Raw genomic sequence first — 13,665 nt, 5'->3', positions numbered from 1 at the left:
GTGTGCAAATGCCGCTCGTCCTCGGGGCGGCCTGGGGCTGTGCCTTCAGGGTGACTTCTGCGAGCGTCGCCACAGGGCATGGAAGTGATGCACAGGGCCGTGACCGCTGCCGACGGCGAGTTCGCCCGCATGTGCGATGGCACCGAGCAGCCACTGGCGTGCATGGCGCACGGCGGCCTCGACCGGGTGCAGCTGCCCCTTGGCTTGCGGCAGCAGCGCCGCGATTGCCGAGCTGAGCGTGCAGCCGGTGCCGTGGGTGTTCTTGGTGTCGATGCGCGGCGACGACAGTTCGACCATGCGATCGCCGTCGAACAGCAGGTCGACCAGGTCGTTGCCGGGCAGGTGGCCACCCTTGAGCATTACCCAGCGTTCGGAAGACAGCGGTAGCAACTCGCGCAGGCGCTCGGCGGCGCGGTACATTTCCTTTACCGTGTCCGGCGCGCGCTGTTCGAGCAGCACGCCCGCCTCGGGGAGGTTGGGCGTGATCATGAACGCCTGTGGGAAGAGCGCCTCGCGCATTGCCGAGATCGCGCTGCGGGCGAGCAGGCTGTCGCCGCTCTTGGCGACCATCACGGGGTCGAGCACCACATTGGCTGCCTGCCAGTGTGCCAGGCGCTCGGCAACGGTGGTCGTGACCTCTGCGCTGCCGAGCATGCCGATCTTGGTGGCGTGAAGTTGGACATCGCCGAACAGGGTGTCGATCTGCAGGCGCAGGAAGTCGGTCGGCGGCACGTGTACGCCAGCCACCCCCTGAGTGTTCTGAGCGGTCAGTGCGGCGACGACACCGCAACCGTAGGCGCCCAGTGCCGAGAAGGCCTTGAGATCGGCGAGCACGCCGGCGCCGCCCGAGGGGTCGACGCCCGCGATCGAGACGACATTGACAATGGCGGAAGCGGCGCCGCTGGCTCCGGAGGGGGTGTTGCGGGTATGCATGGATACGTTTCCCTACGCCGGTATGAGCCGGATCAGGTTCAAAGGGTCTTTCTCAGCCCCGTGCTGCGGGCACCCCTAACGAGATCGCCGCACGATACTGGATGCGTCAGCATGTGGCAAGGTGCTCAAGATATCGCCGAAATGGTCGTTTAGCATCGTGCCAGCCGAATTTGCTCAGTGCCCATGAAGCCCATCCGACTCCTGCTCGCCGCCTGCTTACTCGCCCAGCCCATGCACGCCGTGCTTGCGGCTGACTGGCAGCTCGTGTTGAGCGACCGTAATCGCCGCATCGAGATCGACCGCGACAGCATCCTGTCTTCGGATGCGGGCACGAAGATCTCTTGGGGACGTGTCGTGCTGACGACGGACGAGGCACGCAGCGCAGGCTACGCGATGATCAAGGCGCTCAACCGCTACGATTGCCGAAACCGCAGCTTTACCACGATCAAGCGCGTCTACGTCGATGCCGCGGACAATATCCTCCGCGAGGAGGCTGTGGATGGGGCGTCGGTCATGGTTACGCCTAATTCCGTGGACGAGCGCATGTGGCGGGAGGTATGCGATCCGCCCAGTGCCGCAGAGTTGCTCAAGCTCGCCAACGAGGCGGCTCGGCTTGCTGCACCGGCTGCCGCGCCAGTTGCCAATGCCGCTCCTGCGCCGCCGCCTGCCCGGCCTGCCGCTGCAGTGCCGCCGGCCGCGCCTGCCGCCATTGCAGTGGCGCCGGCTACCGTGCAGCCTCCGGTATCGGCCCCGGGGCCATCCGTGCCGCCGGTGCAGCCAGCGCCGCCGGTGACGCCTGCCGCGGCGCCGATGCCGCCCGCTGCTTCGGCGCCGCCCGCTCCGGCGCCGGTTGCCGTGGCTGCGGAGCCTGCTCCTTCACTTCCCGAGCCCGTGGTTCGCATCCCCGCGAAATTCGCCTCAGGCACCATTCGCACTGGGGACGCGTCCCCTGCCACGCAGGAGGCGCAGCCCTCCATTTTGCCGGCACTGCCCCGCATTGGCCCGTCACAGGGGGCGGCCGCGCAGGTGTCGACGCCCTCTCCGACGCCCTCTCCGACGCCCTCTCCGACGCCCTCTCCGACGCCCGCTTCGGCGCCTGTATCGGCGCCTGCTCCGCGGAGCGAGGCTACCGCTTCACGGCCGGCGTCCGCTGCAGCCGTCGCGCAGCCCGCTCCCCGTTCATCCGCGGCTACGCCCCAGCGGCCAGTCACCCGTCCGCCCGAACCGCGCACGCCAGTGCGCACCGAGCCGGTCAGGCCGCGATTGCCCGCCGACGGCGGCGCAGCGGAGCGCGCCCGTATCGCGCGTGCCGCTGAGCAGTCCGTCGGCGAGCGTGGTGGCGTCCGTGTGACACGGCCGGCGCTCGAGCCCAGCTGGAGTTACGCGGGTGAGACTGGCCCCGAGCATTGGGCCGCGTTGCGGCCGGAGTGGCGCCTGTGCGCAGAGGGGCGGCGTCAGTCGCCGATCGACCTGCGCGACGGCATCGCTGTGGATCTGGCGCCTGTCGAGTTCGATTACCGCCGCAGCGGATTTCGCATCCGCGATACCGGAAACACCCTTCAGGTGGATGTGGGCGAGGGCCTGAGCATCGTGGTGCGCGGCACCCGCTACGCGCTCGAGCGCTTCACGCTGCATCGTCCCTCGCAGGATCGCATCGGCGGCATGGCGCACGACATGGCCATGTATCTGGAGCACCGCAGCGAAGACGGGCAGGTTGCGATTCTGTCCTTGTTGCTCGAGGCTGGGGATACGCCCAACGAGGTGTTGCAGACTATTTTCAACAATCTGCCGCTGGATCGCGGACGGGCGTTCGCGCCTGACGCCGTGCTCGATCTGCCTTCGATGGTGCCGTCGAATCCGGGGCATTTCCTCTACATCGGCTCACTCCCTGCGCCTCCCTGCACCGAAGACGTACTTTGGGTGGTGATGAAGCAGCCGGTGCCGATCTCCCATGACCAACTCGCGGTCTTCGCGCGCCTCTATCCCCGCAACGGCCGGCCCATCCAGCCGCACAACGGTCGTCTGCTGCTCGAGTCACGCTGATTGCTCCGTTCGGATGTGCCTTGGTGACATGCAGCGGATCGCGCTGCAGCATCTGCGCTAGAATGCCAAGGTTTTGGCCTTCCGGATAACGCTATCCATTAGCGTGTGCTAATATATTGCATGGAGTCCCCGATGAACTTCGAGAAAGCGCGCTTCAACATGGTCGAGCAGCAGATCCGCCCCTGGGAGGTGCTGGATCAGGATGTGCTCGACCTCCTGATGACCGTCAAGCGCGAGGAGTTCGTGCCCAAGGCGCATCGCGAACTGGCGTTCGCCGATGTCGAGATTCCCATTGGCTGCGGCCAAGTGATGCTCAAGCCTGTCATCGAGGGCAAGGTGTTGCAGGCGCTGCGCGTTGCCAAGGGTGATTCGGTGCTCGAGATCGGCACCGGCTCGGGCTATTTTGCCGCCCTGCTCGCGGCGCGCTGCGACTGGGTGCGCACGATCGAGATCGAGCCGGAGCTGGTCAGGCTCGCTGGCGCGAACCTCGAGCGCAATGGTGTCGACAACGTGGTCGTCATCCAGGGCGACGGTGTCGCGGGCTGGCCCGAGCGCGCGCCCTACGATGTCATCGTGGTCTCCGGTGGGCTGCCGTTCGTACCTCAGGCGCTGCTCGAGCAACTCAAGGTCGGCGGCCGTCTGTTCGCGTTCGTTGGCGAGGCGCCGGTCATGAAGGCGCGGCTGGTCACCTGCGAAGCCGAGGGGCGTTTCCGTACCGAGGACATCTTCGAGACCGTCGTGCCCATGATCAGCAACGCCGCGCGCGGCGAGACTTTCAGTTTCTGAGCCCGCCATGCACCAGATCACTCCAGTGCAGCTTGCCGAGCGCCTCGCGGAATCAGAGCAGGGACTGCCGCTGCTGCTCGACGTGCGCGAGCCTTGGGAGTTCGAGATCTGTCACATCGACGGCTCGGTGCTGATGCCGATGGCAAGTGTCCCCGCGCGCGTCGGCGAACTCGACCGCGACCGCGAGACCATCGTTGTCTGCCACCATGGCGGGCGCAGTGCCCAGGTATGCGTCTTTCTGCAGCGCCAGGGCTTCAGTAATGTGATCAACCTGGCAGGTGGCGTGGCTGGCTGGGCAGCGCAGGTCGACCCGCGCATGCCGCAGTACTGATGCCACGCCCTGGATGAGGCAAGGAGCGGAGGTTCGGATGAAGCGACTGTTGGCGGTGTGCATCGCAGGCTTGTTCTCGGCCGGTGCAATGGCAGCGGATCTGATGCAGGCTTATCAGGATGCGCTGGCCAACGATGCGCGCCTTGCCGCTGCACGTGCCGAGCTCGAGGCCGGCCGGGAGCGTGTCGTTCAGGGCCGTGCTGGCTTGCTGCCGCAGATCGGCCTGTCGGCCAACACGACCTGGAACGATTCCGAACTGCGCTCTACCAGTGGCAGTCTTGAGCGCAGCTACAACAGCAATGGCTACGGCGTGCAGCTCACCCAGCCGCTGTTCCGCTGGCAAAACTGGGTACAGTACAAGCAGGGCGAACTGCAGACTGCGCTGTCCGAAACCCAGTTCGGCATCGCCCGCCAGGATCTCGTGCTGCGGGTCGCGGAAGCCTATTTCAATGTGCTGATTGCCCAGGATGCGCTCGCAGCCGTGGACCAGTTGCGCGCCGCTGCAGCCGAGCAGCTTGAACTGGCGCGAACGAGCTTCGAAGTTGGCACGGTCACCATCACCGACGTGCACGAGGCGCAGTCGCGCTTCGATCTTGCCTCGGCACAGGAGATCGCTGCTGCAAACCAGCTCGAGGTCGCGCGCCAGACGCTGGCGCAGATCATTGGCAAGGAGCCGGGGGGGCTTTCCGGCTTGCGCGAGGGGGTGGCGCTCCAGCGTCCGCAGCCCGACAACATCGCCGACTGGGTGGCTGCCGCTGAATCCGGCAGCTTTGGCGTGCAGGCGAGGCAGTTGGCACGCGAGATCGCCGTGCGCGAAGTCGAGCGTCAGCGTGCCGGCCACCTTCCGACCATCGATGTGGTTGCCTCGCATGGCGTGAATCATCGTCCGCAGCCCTCGACCGACCGTGCCGAGGCGAGTGCCATCGGCGTGCAGCTGAACATGCCGCTCTACGCCGGGGGTAGGGTGTCTTCGGTAACGCGCGAAGCAGCCGCGCTGCGAGTGAAGGCCGATGCCGAACTCGATGATGCGCGCCGCAGCGCTGCGCTCGCGGCGCGTCAGGCCTGGCTCGGCGTGACCAGCGGCATGGCGCAGGTGCGGGCGCTGGAGGCGGCGCGGGTTTCGTCCACTTCGGCGCTCGAGGCCAACAAGCTTGGCTACGAGGTTGGCGTGCGCATCAACATCGATGTGCTCAATGCGCAGACTCAGCTTGCCGACACCCTGCAACAGCTGTCGCGCGCGCGCTATGACACCCTGCTCGCTCAACTGCGCCTGAAGGCGGCCGCTGGAACGCTCGGCGAGGACGATGTGCAGGCGATCAACGCGCTGCTGGCGCCCTGAGTCCCGGGCGCGGAGCGGGCGACTGCACCTGCAGTCCGCGTAGCAGCTCGATGGTGCGTCGCGTCGCCCCTTGGTGCTGCGTGGCGAAGGCGCGTCCGGCCGCAGCCATCTGCGCGCGCATGTCCTCATCGCCCAGCACGGCCAGTGCGGCGGCGATGCCGTCCGCGGCGTCCTTGGCCCGGCGCGCTGCGCCGGTGCGCACAGCCTCTTCGGCCACCTGCATGAAGTTGAAGGTATGCGGGCCGACGACCACCGGCGTGCCCACGGCGCAGGCTTCGATCAGGTTCTGGCCGCCCAGCGGCAGCCAGCTGCCGCCGATCAGCGCCACGTCGGCTGCGGCGTAGTAGGCGAACATCTCGCCCATCGAGTCCCCGAGCAGGATCCGCGTGTCCGCTTCGATCGCCTCCTCGGCGCTGCGTCGCTGCAGTTTTACGCCGCGGCCGGCGACGAGGCGGGCGACCTCGTCGAAGCGCTGTGGGTGGCGGGGTACGAGTAGCAGCAAGGCTTTTTCCGGTGCCAGGCGGACGAAGGCGTCGATCAGCAGCGCTTCCTCGCCTTCGCGGGTGCTTGCGGCGAGCACGACCGGGCGCTCGCCTGCGCGTTCCCGCAGCTGGGTCGCGAGCGCCAGTGCCGCCGCGGTGGGTGTGACGTCGAACTTGATGTTGCCAGTGACGCTGACACGCGCTGCGCCGAGCTGCTGCAGGCGCGCAGCGTCGGCGGCCGTTTGCGCGCCGATCACGTCGAGAGCCTTCATGGTCAGGCCAGTCAGCACTGGCGCGCGCGCGTAGCGCCGCGCCGAGCGTTCCGACAGGCGAGCGTTGGCGAGCATCACGGCAACGCGGTTGTGGCGGCAGGCGGCGAGCAGATTCGGCCACAGCTCGGTTTCCATGATTACGCCGAAGCTCGGGCGGAAGTGACGCAGGAATCGTTCTGCAAGGCAGCCCAGGTCATAGGGCAGGTAGGCGCGCAGCACGCGGGCGTTGCTGCCGAACAAGGCCCTGGAGGTCTCGCGGCCGGTGGGTGTCATGTGCGTGATCACGACGCTGTGCTCGGGCCAGGCTTCGAGCAGGGCACGCACCAGTGGTTCGGCCGCGCGCGTTTCGCCCACCGAGACGGCGTGCACCCAGATCACCGGGCCGGGCGCGCGTACGCGGTAGCTCGCGAAGCGCTCGCCGAGGTGGCGGATGTAGCCGGGCTGGCGGCGTGCCCGCCACAACAGCCTGAGCAGTACGAAGGGCAGTGCGAGGAGCCAGAGCAGGGTGTAAGGCAGGCGGGTCAGCATCGATCACGGACTGAAGGCGACTGCGCAAGTATAAGCAAGGATGGTGGTCGAGGTCCGTGCATCGGCATGCGTGCGGCGTCACTGCCGCTGCAAGACCTCTGTCACACGTGCGCACGGATCTACATGCGATAATCCGCCCCTGATCCCACTCCTCGCTCATGCACTCCCAATGAAGATTCTCGTAACTGGTGCCGCCGGTTTCATCGGCATGCACACGACCGAGCGCCTGCTCGCTCGCGGTGACCAGGTGGTCGGACTGGACAACCTCAACGACTACTATGACCCCTCGCTCAAGGAGGCGCGACTCGCCCGGCTTGCGCCGCATCCGCAGTTCCGCTTCGTGAAGCTGGACGTGGCCGATCGTGCGGGCATGGAGCGCCTGTTCGCTGAGGAGGGCTTCGATCGTGTGATCCATCTCGCGGCCCAGGCCGGCGTGCGCTACTCGCTGCAGAACCCGCATGCCTACGTCGATAGCAATCTCGTCGGCTTCATGAACATCCTCGAGGGTTGCCGCCATGCGCGCGTCAAGCACCTGGTGTATGCCTCGAGCTCCAGCGTCTATGGCGGCAACACCAAGATGCCGTTCGCCGAGCGCGACAGTGTCGATCACCCGGTCAGCATCTACGCGGCGACCAAGAAGGCCAACGAGCTGATGGCGCACACATACAGTCACTTGTATGGGCTGCCGACCACCGGCCTGCGCTTCTTCACCGTCTATGGCCCCTGGGGCCGGCCTGACATGGCCTTGTTCCTGTTCACAAAGGCCATCCTCGAGGGGCGGCCGATCGACGTCTTCAATCATGGGCGCATGAAGCGCGACTTCACCTATGTGGACGACATCGTCGAGGGCGTGCTCCGCACCCTCGACCGCGTTGCCGCGCCGGATCCCGCCTTCGACGCCGACCAGCCCGATCCGGGCACGAGCAACGTGCCCTACCGCGTCTTCAATATCGGCAACCATGACCCGGTCGAATTGATGGAGTTCGTTTCGGCGATCGAGGGCGCGCTTGGCATGACGGCGCAGAAGAACTTCATGCCGCTTCAGGATGGCGACGTGCCGGCCACGTACGCCGACACGGCAGCGCTCAACGCCTGGACCGGCTTCGCGCCTGCGACCAGCGTCAAGGACGGGGTTGCGCGCTTCGTCGCCTGGTACCGCGACTACTACCGGGTCTGATCCCGCGCAGCACCCGCAACGATGGCCACCTACGCGATTGGAGACATCCAGGGCTGCCATACCCCGTTTGCGCGCATGCTGGACCTGGTGCATTTCGACCCGGCGTGCGATCGCTTGTGGATCGTGGGCGACCTGGTCAACCGCGGCCCGGAGTCACTGCGCGTGTTACGCGCGCTACGCGACCTCGGTGATGCTGCGGTGGTTGTGCTCGGCAACCATGATCTCTACCTGCTGATGATCGCAGCCGGCCTCAAGCGCCGCCTGGGCGATGACACCTTGTACCAGGTGCTCGAAGCGCCTGACCGCGATGAGCTTTTGCATTGGCTGGCGCGGCGGCCTCTGATGCATGTGGCGGGTGATCACGTGCTGGTTCACGCCGGGCTGCTGCCCGGATGGACTGTGACGCGCGCGCGTGCGCTTGCCCAGGAAGTCAGCGACACGCTTGCCGGGCCGAAGGCCAGGGATTTCCTGCTTCAGCTCGCGGGTAACCGTCCGGAGCGCTGGTCGGACAAGCTCAAGGGTTGGGATCGCCTGCGTGTGATCGTCAATGCACTGACGCGGTTGCGCTTCTGTTCGGCGGACGGGCGTATGGACCTCAGCGCGAAGGGGGCGCCGCACAAGGCGCCGGCGGGGATGATGCCCTGGTTCCGGGTGCCCGACCGCTTCAGCCGCACGCACACGATCGTCTGTGGCCACTGGTCCGCACTCGGCTTCTATCGCGAGCCTGGGCTCATCGCGCTCGATTCGGGGTGTGTGTGGGGCGGCAAACTTACTGCACTGCGCATCGAGGATGACGCCGTGTTTCAGGTCCCGGGCTGAGTGCCGGACGCGGGGGCTGCCCTTGGCTGCTCCGCGTCGGCTGGCAGTTCGAGGGCGGCAACGATCAGGGAGCGTGCAAGACGCGCCAGTTCTCTGCGGTCCGTGCCGTCACCGGTCGGTAGCGGTGCGGCGACGCAGACCCGGGCGACGATGACCGGTGTGGAGATGATGTTGCGCACGCACTGGCCCAGGCTAAGGTCGCCGTCATAGGCCGGTGCGCGCGTGTAGCGGCCGTCTGCCGTCTGGTAGCGCAAGGCGAGGGTCTGCACGGGGTGCTTGCACGCGATCGCCGGTTGCAGCAGTGCGCCGTGAAAGTGCAGCACCTGCGAGCCGTCGGTTGTCGTCCCCTCAGGAAAGATCGCCACGTTGCAGCCGGTCTCGAGCAGGGCAGCCGTTTCCATGTTGATGATGCGGGCGTGGCCGCGGCTGCCGCGGCGCAGGAAGATGGTGTCGTTGCGTGCGGCCAGCCAGCCGATTGCCGGCCACTGACGCACTTCGGCCTTCGAGACGAAGGCGGCAGGAGCGAGCGCGTTGATGACGAAGATATCCACCCAGGAGATGTGGTTGGCGACCAGCATGCAGCCCGGCGCCACCGCCTCACCCTCGTGCTCGAGCCGAATCCCGAGCGTGCGCAGCAGGCCGCAGGACCAGCGCTGGCGCAGACGCTGGTGGCTAGTGCGCCCGCAGAACGGGAATACCAGCGCGATCGTCAGCAGGCCGAGCAGCAGGTGGAGGCCCAGGCGCAGCGCGCGCCAGGCGCGCAGCGTGGGCGATGCCACGGCAGGCCGGACGGTCGCTGCCTGTGCTGCAATGGCGTCGCGAGCCTCGGTTGCGGCCTGCTCGATCTCGGGTGGTGTCGCGGGCGTGTTCAGTCTTTGCGTCCCAGGAAGTGCTTTGCGTAGCGGCCATCGACCTTGCCCATCGGCATCAGGATCGGCAGGTCTGCGGTGTTGAAGTCGGGATCCCAGGCCGGCTCGCCGCAGATCCACGCCCCGGCGCGCAAGTAGCCCTTGACCAGCGGCGGTGCCTCTGCCGGCAGGTCGTGGCGCAGGGCGTCGAGCGGCAGCGCGCAGCGCGGGAACACGTGGTATTCGAGCGGCGCGAGATGCTTGTCGCGGAGCTGATTATACAAGCTGGCCGCAGCATGGCCGCCGTCGGCCATGCTGACCGAGGCGCAGCCGATCAGGTAGCCGTAGCCGCCTTCCTGCATGTAGCGCGCGAGCCCGGACCACAGCAGGGCGATGACCGCGCCACTGCGGTAATCGGCGTCGATGCAAGAGCGCCCGATCTCGACCAGGTTGCCGCGCAGGTGCTGCAGGCGGGTGAGGTCGAACTCGTTCTCCGAGTAGTAGCCGCCAACCTTGCGCGCTGCGGCCGGAGACAGGATGCGATAGGTGCCGACGATGCGCCCGGCATCCTCATCGCGTACGATCAGGTGCTCGCAGAACGGGTCGTAGATGTCGCGATCCACGCCCGGGCTGCGCGGGTTGAGTCGTGCGCCCATCTCGTCCGCGAACACGCGGTAGCGCAGCTTCTGCGCTTCGAGGATCTCCGTTTCGCAGGTGGCGAGACCAACGTGAAGGTTGCGCGACTTGCGCGCATTCGCGTCCTGGCGGGGCTTGATGTGCTGGAGCATGGCAGGCTTCCGTCCTGTTCTGATGGACGCATTCTCGAGAGCCTGCGTTGCGATGCAGTGACGCCCTGATTACGATGCGGTGACGACAAACCAGCATGGAGAACTGAAAGCATGGAGAACTGCGTGTTCTGCCGCATCGTCAGCGGCGAGCTGCCTGCCTCGAGGGTGTACGAGGATGAGAATACCCTGGTCATCATGGATATCCAGTCGGTCAATCCTGGGCACATGTTGGTGCTGGTGAAGCCGCATCGGGCAAACGTGTACGCGCTCGAGGACGAGCTGGCCGGCGCTGCCATGCGCACCGCAGCGCGCATGGCGCGTGCGGTCAAGAAGGCTTTCGGCTGTGAAGGCGTGACCTTGCTGCAGGCGAACGAGCCGGCCGGCGCCCAGACGGTATTTCATTTCCACATCCATGTGCTGCCACGCTGGGAGGGCGACGGCATGGCGCTCGCCTGGCCGGCCAAGAACCCGCCGCGCGAAGCGCTGGAGGAAATGGCGATCCGCCTGCGTGCTGTGCTCGCCGACGCTTGATGTCGGCCTGGAGATGTGCGCGGGGCTTGGCGATGCAGGGGTGATTGCCGGCAGTCGGCAACTCGCGGCGCACATCGTCCCATGCAGGCGCGGCGCCAGTGCAGCCATTTTGGGATAATCGCGGTTTTCCCATCCTGGTCCCCCAAAAATGTCCATTCTCGTCTGCGGATCGGTCGCTTACGACTCGATCATGGTGTTCCCCGATCGCTTCAAGCACCACATCCTCCCCGACCAGATCCACATCCTGAACGTGTCCTTCCTGGTACCCGACATGCGCCGCGAGTTTGGGGGATGCGCGGGCAACATCGCCTACAGCCTCAAGCTGCTGGGCAGCGATCCGCTGATCATGGCGACGGTCGGCGAGGATGCCGGGCCTTATCGGGCACGCATGCGGGCGCTGGGGCTGCGTGAGGATCACGTACGTGAGGTGCCGGGGACGTTCACCGCGCAGGCCTTCATCACCACCGATCTTGACGACAATCAGATCACCGCGTTCCATCCGGGAGCGATGTTCCACTCTCATCTCAACGACGTTCGCGAGGCGCAGGGCGTGCGTCTGGGTATCGTGTCGCCGGATGGTGCCGATGGCATGCTGCGCCATGCAGCCGGTTTCGCCGAGGCGGGCGTGCCGTTCGTCTTCGATCCGGGTCAGGCGCTGCCGATTCTCGGTAGCGAAGCGTTACTGAATTGCCTGCAACAGGCGCGCTACTGCACGGTCAATGACTACGAGGCCCGCCTGATGTGCGACAAGACCGGGCGCAGCGAAGAGGCGTTGGCGCGCGAGGTCGAGGCGCTGGTTGTCACACTGGGTGCGGAGGGTTCGCGCATCCACTGGCGCGGCGAGTTGATCCATGTGCCGGCGGTGCCGGCCACGGCGGTCATTGACCCGACGGGCTGCGGTGACGCCTACCGGGCGGGCCTGTTGCACGGTCTGGTAAACGACTGGGACGTATTGAAAAGCGCGCGCCTGGCTGCCGTCATGGGTGCAATCAAGATTGCTCATCGTGGAGGGCAGAACCACCAGCCGACGCGCGCCGACATTGCCGCCCGCTTTGCAGCGGCATTTGGGGAGGAGCTATGGTGAATCACAAGGGATTGAAGTTGCGTGCTGCGGCAGGCGCGATCGTTGCGGTACTGGTGCTGGGCGGATGCGCTCAAGGGCTCGGTGGCGGTACCTATTCGCGTACCGAGGCGCGGCGGGCGATGACGGTGCAGTTCGGCACGGTCGAGTCGGTGCGCGGTGTTCAACTGGAGGGTACGAAGTCGCCGGTTGGTACCGTTGCCGGGGCTGCGGTGGGGGGTATTGCCGGCAGTACGATAGGCGGTGGCCGCGGCCAGGCTGTGGCCACCGTGATTGGCGCGGTGGCGGGTGGGGTGGCTGGCTCCGCCCTGGAGGAGGGGATGACGCGGACTCCCGGCGTGGAGGTTACCGTGCGGCTGGACAACGGACAGTTCCTTGCTGTCGTGCAGGCCGATGAGGGTGAGCGTTTGCGGCCGGGTGAGCGTGTGCGGGTGCTGCGCGACGGCGGGACGACGCGCGTGACGCGCTGACTGCGGCTCGTCCCTGACGAGGGCGGCGCTGCAATGCAGCCCCTCGGCGCTTCAGGGGAAGAACGCGTAGATGCGGTAGCCGGTCGGCGCTAGCCCCGGCGCCGCGAACGGAATACGCAGGCCGACCACGTTGCGTGCTGGAAAGGCCGGCGCCACCTGTCCGGCGGGTAGCCAGTCGGAAGGGGCCAGGACCCGGCGCGAGATCGGGTTGTCGCCAGCGTCGGTCAGCGTCAGCTCGAGATGGGGCCACTGCTGAGGGTAGTCGGCGCGGTTGTTGAGCGTCGCATGCAAAAGGTAGTGGCCCGGGCGTCCGGGTTCGGACTGCAGGTCCGAAGAGTCGATCGCGATGCGGTCGGCATCGCGCGGGTAGGGGACGGTGCAGCCGGCATGGGCGCAGGCTGCACTCAGGACTGTGCGCAGGCCTGGTAGGTCGCGGGCGATTTCAACGCGGTACAGATAGGTCAGCTGTGCGCCCAGCAGGAAGAGCAGCACGGTGAAGGCGAGCGTCGCGGCCGCGCGTGCGGCCGGGTGGGGTGTGTGCCTGGGCTTGCCATACGTTGCGTCCAGGCGGCGGATGTCGTCGTCCGAATGCAGGCCTTCGTCGATCGGCAGAGCACGTTGCGCTGCAGCGTCCGCTGCGAGGCGTGGTTCCGCCCTCGCAAGGGTGCGATCCATGGCGCGCTCGAATGCTTCGTCATGCGCAAAGGGCGCAGCGGCGAGCTGATCTCCCGGCGCTGCATCGATGCCCGCTTCATGAAGCGCTTCGGTTCCGCGCCTGCCGCTGCGCAATACCCCGGGCATTGGCGTGGGTGCGGTGCGTCTTTCGTCCTGGCTGTCGTGCCCGAGGGGGCTCGCCTGGCTGGTGGTCGACACGTCCGCTGCCGGCCACACAGGAGGCAGCGGGTCGTGTCGCTGCTGTACCGGCGCGGGTGCAGTGTCGAAAGCCGGATCGAAAGCCGGATCGAAAGCCGGATCGAAAACCGGATCGAAAACCGGATCGAAAACCGGATTGAAAACCGGATCGAAGGCGAGTGGCGCCTCTACCGGATCCGTCTTGCTGTCGGCAGGCGGTCGGGCGGGGGGCTGCGTGGGGGCATCGGGCGGGTCCGGCAAATGGAAATCGGGAATCTCGAAGTCGAGCCCGATACCTGCGGAAGGTTCTTCCGTCCGCCTGCCGCCGAGGGCGAAGAATGCCTCCCCGGTCCGCTCGGTACCTTCTCGTGCCTGTAGGGCGCCG

The 13,665-nt window shown here is 66.8% G+C and carries 15 protein-coding genes and 1 riboswitch; of the genes, 10 read left to right on the top strand and 5 right to left on the bottom strand.

Annotated elements, in window-relative coordinates:
• Positions 1-45: 45 nt before the first annotated feature.
• Positions 46-933 carry a bifunctional hydroxymethylpyrimidine kinase/phosphomethylpyrimidine kinase gene (gene thiD, locus B447_RS03125; protein ID WP_002932729.1) on the bottom strand — a complete coding sequence of 296 codons (888 nt, stop codon included), beginning with the start codon at positions 931-933 and terminating at the stop codon, positions 46-48.
• Positions 926-1,020, bottom strand: a riboswitch (TPP riboswitch). (Overlaps the previous gene by 8 nt.)
• 96 nt (positions 1,021-1,116) lie before the next feature.
• Here thiD and B447_RS22805 point away from each other — a divergent pair.
• The 4 genes from B447_RS22805 (at position 1,117) to B447_RS03105 (ending at position 5,432) form a co-directional block, all read left to right on the top strand.
• Complete coding sequence (locus B447_RS22805; protein ID WP_232431477.1) at positions 1,117-2,976, top strand: carbonic anhydrase; 1,860 nt, start codon at positions 1,117-1,119, stop codon at positions 2,974-2,976.
• Between the two features lie 132 nt (positions 2,977-3,108).
• Positions 3,109-3,762, top strand: coding sequence for a protein-L-isoaspartate O-methyltransferase family protein (locus B447_RS03115; RefSeq protein ID WP_002927011.1), 654 nt, complete (start codon positions 3,109-3,111; stop codon positions 3,760-3,762).
• Between the two features lie 7 nt (positions 3,763-3,769).
• Entirely contained in the window at positions 3,770-4,093 is a 324-nt protein-coding gene (locus B447_RS03110) for a rhodanese-like domain-containing protein (RefSeq protein WP_002927010.1), read from the top strand.
• 37 nt (positions 4,094-4,130) lie between these two features.
• Positions 4,131-5,432, top strand: a complete 1,302-nt coding sequence (locus tag B447_RS03105) for a TolC family outer membrane protein (protein WP_002927009.1) — start codon at positions 4,131-4,133, stop codon at positions 5,430-5,432.
• Here B447_RS03105 and waaA read toward each other — a convergent pair.
• A complete protein-coding gene (waaA, locus tag B447_RS03100) occupies positions 5,410-6,714 on the bottom strand; it encodes a lipid IV(A) 3-deoxy-D-manno-octulosonic acid transferase (protein WP_002936330.1) in 1,305 nt (434 codons plus the stop codon). The two genes, B447_RS03105 and waaA, sit on opposite strands and share 23 nt — an antisense overlap.
• A gap of 169 nt (positions 6,715-6,883) precedes the next feature.
• Here waaA and B447_RS03095 point away from each other — a divergent pair, with 169 nt between their 5' ends.
• Together B447_RS03095 and B447_RS03090 are read left to right on the top strand one after the other, a co-directional pair.
• Entirely contained in the window at positions 6,884-7,891 is a 1,008-nt protein-coding gene (locus B447_RS03095; protein WP_002936329.1) for an NAD-dependent epimerase, read from the top strand.
• A 21-nt stretch (positions 7,892-7,912) separates the two neighbouring features.
• Positions 7,913-8,710: a symmetrical bis(5'-nucleosyl)-tetraphosphatase gene (locus B447_RS03090; protein ID WP_002936328.1), complete on the top strand. Its 798-nt coding sequence runs from the start codon at positions 7,913-7,915 to the stop codon at positions 8,708-8,710.
• Here B447_RS03090 and B447_RS03085 read toward each other — a convergent pair.
• Together B447_RS03085 and B447_RS03080 are read right to left on the bottom strand one after the other, a co-directional pair.
• Entirely contained in the window at positions 8,695-9,489 is a 795-nt protein-coding gene (locus B447_RS03085; RefSeq protein ID WP_002936325.1) for a lysophospholipid acyltransferase family protein, read from the bottom strand. The genes B447_RS03090 and B447_RS03085 overlap by 16 nt on opposite strands.
• 89 nt (positions 9,490-9,578) lie before the next feature.
• On the bottom strand, positions 9,579-10,346 hold the full coding sequence (locus B447_RS03080) for a GNAT family N-acetyltransferase (protein ID WP_002936323.1): 768 nt from the start codon (positions 10,344-10,346) through the stop codon (positions 9,579-9,581).
• Between the two features lie 111 nt (positions 10,347-10,457).
• Here B447_RS03080 and B447_RS03075 point away from each other — a divergent pair, with 111 nt between their 5' ends.
• From B447_RS03075 to B447_RS03065, 3 genes are all read left to right on the top strand, one after another.
• The gene (locus B447_RS03075; RefSeq protein ID WP_002936320.1) at positions 10,458-10,877 is read left to right on the top strand and encodes an HIT family protein; all 420 of its coding nucleotides are present in this window, start codon (positions 10,458-10,460) and stop codon (positions 10,875-10,877) included.
• A gap of 148 nt (positions 10,878-11,025) precedes the next feature.
• On the top strand, positions 11,026-11,961 hold the full coding sequence (locus B447_RS03070) for a carbohydrate kinase family protein (protein ID WP_002926994.1): 936 nt from the start codon (positions 11,026-11,028) through the stop codon (positions 11,959-11,961).
• The gene (locus B447_RS03065) at positions 11,955-12,428 is read left to right on the top strand and encodes a glycine zipper 2TM domain-containing protein (RefSeq protein ID WP_002926991.1); all 474 of its coding nucleotides are present in this window, start codon (positions 11,955-11,957) and stop codon (positions 12,426-12,428) included. Before B447_RS03070 ends, B447_RS03065 begins: the two co-directional genes overlap by 7 nt.
• Before the next feature lie 51 nt (positions 12,429-12,479).
• Here B447_RS03065 and B447_RS22800 read toward each other — a convergent pair whose 3' ends face one another.
• Entirely contained in the window at positions 12,480-13,103 is a 624-nt protein-coding gene (locus B447_RS22800; protein ID WP_232431487.1) for a DUF3426 domain-containing protein, read from the bottom strand.
• Positions 13,104-13,334: 231 nt separating this feature from the next.
• On the opposite strand from B447_RS22800, the gene B447_RS22795 reads away from it, so the two are divergent.
• Positions 13,335-13,658, top strand: coding sequence for a hypothetical protein (locus B447_RS22795; RefSeq protein ID WP_232431491.1), 324 nt, complete (start codon positions 13,335-13,337; stop codon positions 13,656-13,658).
• Positions 13,659-13,665: the final 7 nt, after the last annotated feature.

This window comes from Thauera sp. 27, assembly GCF_000310125.2.
In the GTDB taxonomy this organism is placed as follows: Bacteria; Pseudomonadota; Gammaproteobacteria; order Burkholderiales; family Rhodocyclaceae; genus Thauera; species Thauera mechernichensis.
This window is presented reverse-complemented; position numbering and strand designations above follow the sequence as displayed.

What these genes read in the sequence shown, in the direction of transcription:
- thiD (WP_002932729.1), bottom strand. Translation starts at nt 933, where the DNA reads ATGCATACCCGCAACACCCCCTCCGGAGCCAGCGGCGCCGCTTCCGCC.
- B447_RS22805 (WP_232431477.1), top strand. Translation starts at nt 1,117, where the DNA reads ATGAAGCCCATCCGACTCCTGCTCGCCGCCTGCTTACTCGCCCAGCCC.
- B447_RS03115 (WP_002927011.1), top strand. Translation starts at nt 3,109, where the DNA reads ATGAACTTCGAGAAAGCGCGCTTCAACATGGTCGAGCAGCAGATCCGC.
- B447_RS03110 (WP_002927010.1), top strand. Translation starts at nt 3,770, where the DNA reads ATGCACCAGATCACTCCAGTGCAGCTTGCCGAGCGCCTCGCGGAATCA.
- B447_RS03105 (WP_002927009.1), top strand. Translation starts at nt 4,131, where the DNA reads ATGAAGCGACTGTTGGCGGTGTGCATCGCAGGCTTGTTCTCGGCCGGT.
- waaA (WP_002936330.1), bottom strand. Translation starts at nt 6,714, where the DNA reads ATGCTGACCCGCCTGCCTTACACCCTGCTCTGGCTCCTCGCACTGCCC.
- B447_RS03095 (WP_002936329.1), top strand. Translation starts at nt 6,884, where the DNA reads ATGAAGATTCTCGTAACTGGTGCCGCCGGTTTCATCGGCATGCACACG.
- B447_RS03090 (WP_002936328.1), top strand. Translation starts at nt 7,913, where the DNA reads ATGGCCACCTACGCGATTGGAGACATCCAGGGCTGCCATACCCCGTTT.
- B447_RS03080 (WP_002936323.1), bottom strand. Translation starts at nt 10,346, where the DNA reads ATGCTCCAGCACATCAAGCCCCGCCAGGACGCGAATGCGCGCAAGTCG.
- B447_RS03075 (WP_002936320.1), top strand. Translation starts at nt 10,458, where the DNA reads ATGGAGAACTGCGTGTTCTGCCGCATCGTCAGCGGCGAGCTGCCTGCC.
- B447_RS03070 (WP_002926994.1), top strand. Translation starts at nt 11,026, where the DNA reads ATGTCCATTCTCGTCTGCGGATCGGTCGCTTACGACTCGATCATGGTG.
- B447_RS03065 (WP_002926991.1), top strand. Translation starts at nt 11,955, where the DNA reads ATGGTGAATCACAAGGGATTGAAGTTGCGTGCTGCGGCAGGCGCGATC.
- B447_RS22800 (WP_232431487.1), bottom strand. Translation starts at nt 13,103, where the DNA reads ATGGATCGCACCCTTGCGAGGGCGGAACCACGCCTCGCAGCGGACGCT.